Source organism: Candidatus Aquicultor sp., assembly GCF_054640775.1.
Genome location: NZ_JBTSLF010000324.1, coordinates 1 through 2,637, shown reverse-complemented (window position 1 = coordinate 2,637; position 2,637 = coordinate 1). Strand labels below are relative to the sequence as shown.

At 35.6% G+C, this 2,637-nt stretch carries 3 protein-coding genes; 1 reads left to right on the top strand and 2 read right to left on the bottom strand.

Annotated elements, in window-relative coordinates:
* The coding region (locus ACYC56_RS14835; protein ID WP_461374947.1) for a T9SS type A sorting domain-containing protein at positions 1 to 540 on the top strand (540 nt) is incomplete at its 5' end.
* Here the strand turns inward: ACYC56_RS14835 and ACYC56_RS14830 are convergent.
* Both ACYC56_RS14830 and ACYC56_RS14825 read right to left on the bottom strand, forming a co-directional pair.
* The gene (locus ACYC56_RS14830; protein ID WP_461374946.1) at positions 537 to 2,039 is read right to left on the bottom strand and encodes an IS1634 family transposase; all 1,503 of its coding nucleotides are present in this window, start codon (positions 2,037 to 2,039) and stop codon (positions 537 to 539) included. The two genes, ACYC56_RS14835 and ACYC56_RS14830, sit on opposite strands and share 4 nt — an antisense overlap.
* A gap of 219 nt (positions 2,040 to 2,258) precedes the next feature.
* Entirely contained in the window at positions 2,259 to 2,591 is a 333-nt protein-coding gene (locus tag ACYC56_RS14825; protein WP_461374945.1) for a T9SS type A sorting domain-containing protein, read from the bottom strand.
* Positions 2,592 to 2,637: the final 46 nt, after the last annotated feature.

Genomic DNA, 2,637 nt, shown 5'->3' with positions numbered 1-2,637 from the left:
TACGCAAATGGAGCGTCAGGCGTTGGAAGACAACTAAAATATGACTCTCTCGTTTATGATGGAACACAACGAAACTGGGTGAAAGAAGAAATTGATCTAAAACAATTCGGAGGCAAACAAATTAAGATTCGGTTCAAGCTGCTTTCCGACGGGTCTGTTCAAAAAGACGGCTGGTATTTGGATGACATAAGCATTGTTACCTTTGACGATCTTATATCGTCGGGTAAAAATACAATCCCGGCTTCGCTCGATTTTCATTTATTGCAGAATTATCCTAACCCGTTTAATCCGGAAACAGTTATCAGATACCAGGTATCAGTAAGCGGTAAAGTCACTTTAAAAATATATGATATTCTCGGGAATGAAGTAGCGACATTACTAGATGAAGAACAACAAGCAGGAAAATATTCCGTTAAATTTGACGCGACTAGCAACCATCAACTAACCATTAACGCGCTCTCAAGCGGAGTTTATTTTTATCAATTACGGGCGGGAAATTTTGTTGAAACAAAAAAAATGGTCCTGAGTTCTGACAATTAGTGCGGTAAGATTTTCCAATCTCTGATTAAATCTGCAAGTAAACTTTCCAATATTTCATCTGTCGGAGAAGTAAATGTAAATACTTTCTTCGTTATAGCGTCTTGAATGTGAGTTTCGGTAATATTCCATATTAAATCCCTTATTCTTTGCAAGGATAAATTAGTAGTGAGTTCCAAATATTTTTCCATAATCAACGCAGTAAAACAAATTAAAACATGTGAACGTATCGCATCTTCTTTATGATGAAAAATCGGACGTGTCTGTAAATCACTCTTGCTCATACGAAATGACTGCTCAATTCTCCAGAGGTTATGGTAACGAGCTATAACCTCTTGATTCGATAATTCCGATTCCGGTATATCTGTGCAATACCCCTTTATCCCTAAGAGTAGTTTTTGTTTTTCGATTAATGCCTTGTTGAGTTCAAGTTCTTCTTTCGATAATCTCTTAACAAACTTTATGCTTTTACTGCCTTCTTTTTTTGCAACGCAGTCTTCTGCTTTCTGTATCTGTTTATTTAAATCATTTAATTGTTTCTTGTAACGCTTAGTTGAAAAATCGCAGACTAAATCTCCGTGTGTTGTTGATGGAATTCGAACAATAGTTCCGTCAATTCCATGCAAACCATCATGGACTTTTCTTATAAGTTCAAGATTACTGTTGGCTAATCTCGCCCCAACTATGTATGAGATTTTCTTCTTCTTCAGTTCACCTAATCTTTCTTCCGAGAGCATTGCTGCATCTGCAACCACTACCGGTTTTGTGTTTTTATGTTCCCTTAGAAATTCTTCTAAAATCGGAAGCATTGTCTTTCCCTCGAACGTGTTACCCGGAAAAACTTCATATGCTATTGGAAAACCGGATTTTGTTACGAGCATTCCAATAACCACTTGAGGCTGCTGCGATTTGTTATCTTTTGAAAATCCGGGTTTGCGAAGTTCATCAGACTTAAATGTTTCAAAATAAAGTGTGGTAACATCATACAAGACAAAATAAAATTGTTCACTAAATTTTTTTATTGCAAGCTGATAGGCTCTTTTCTGAATCTTTGATTTGAATTGAAGAAGTTCCGGAATTTGGCGATAAATGCGCTGTGAATAGATGATACCAAAATATTGTGAGAGCATCCCTATGGTTTTAAGTTTTGATGCGGGAAAGAGCAGACGCATAATTGATAAGTCTAAGAGTAATTCATCTATATCTGATAATCCACATTCTTTTGCGCAGCACCATAAAAACCTTCTTGCAAATTGATGAGTTACCCCAATACATTTAGCTCTCTCAACAAACAAAATATTCTGAGTTGGTTGATTAAAGAGCGATAACTGACCGGAGTATTCATTGATAAATTCTTCGGCTTTTTCTTTCAGTAGGGAAATCTCTGAATTGTCTTTACCGCTTCCGATGTGTTTTATTATCTTGGATTTTTTCCCTTCGTAAACAACCACTTGAATAGCTGTTGAGCCGGATTTTGTTTTTACTTTTCTTATCGATAACATACCCAAAAATAATCGTTAGTGCGGTATTTTCAATCATCGAAAATATTAACTCCTTATAATTCAATTACTTATAGTGACCATTTTTTCACTTCCCTCCACCAGTCAGAAGTCAGGACATCTTACATGCGGTTCAGAGTCCATACTAAATCATAACTAAAGCAGTGCTGCCTAAATCAAAAAACAGTCATCCATTCGTCGAACGACAGGAATAATCATTCTTTACTTGAGAAGCATCATTTTTTTAATTTTAACATAATTCCCGGACTGTACTTTGTAAAAATACACTCCGCTTGTAAAGGATTTTCCATTAAAAGAAACATCATACGTTCCAGCTTCTTTTACTTCATCAACTAATGTAGCAACTTCTTTTCCAAGTAGATCAAACACTTTAAGAGAAACTTTTCCTCTTATCGGTAATTGGTACCGTAATTTAGTTTCAGGATTAAACGGATTAGGATAATTATTCCCCAGATAAAATTCAGTAGGTGGTTTTGTCTGTTGTTCTTCTTTTATTTCCTGAGTTCTGACAATTAGTGCGGTAAGATTTTCCAATCTCTGATTAAATCTGCAAGTAAACTTTCCAATATTTCATCTGTCG

Bases quoted from the DNA above. Each gene is read 5' to 3' on its own strand.
- ACYC56_RS14830 (WP_461374946.1), bottom strand. From the start codon at position 2,039: ATGTTATCGATAAGAAAAGTAAAAACAAAATCCGGCTCAACAGCTATT.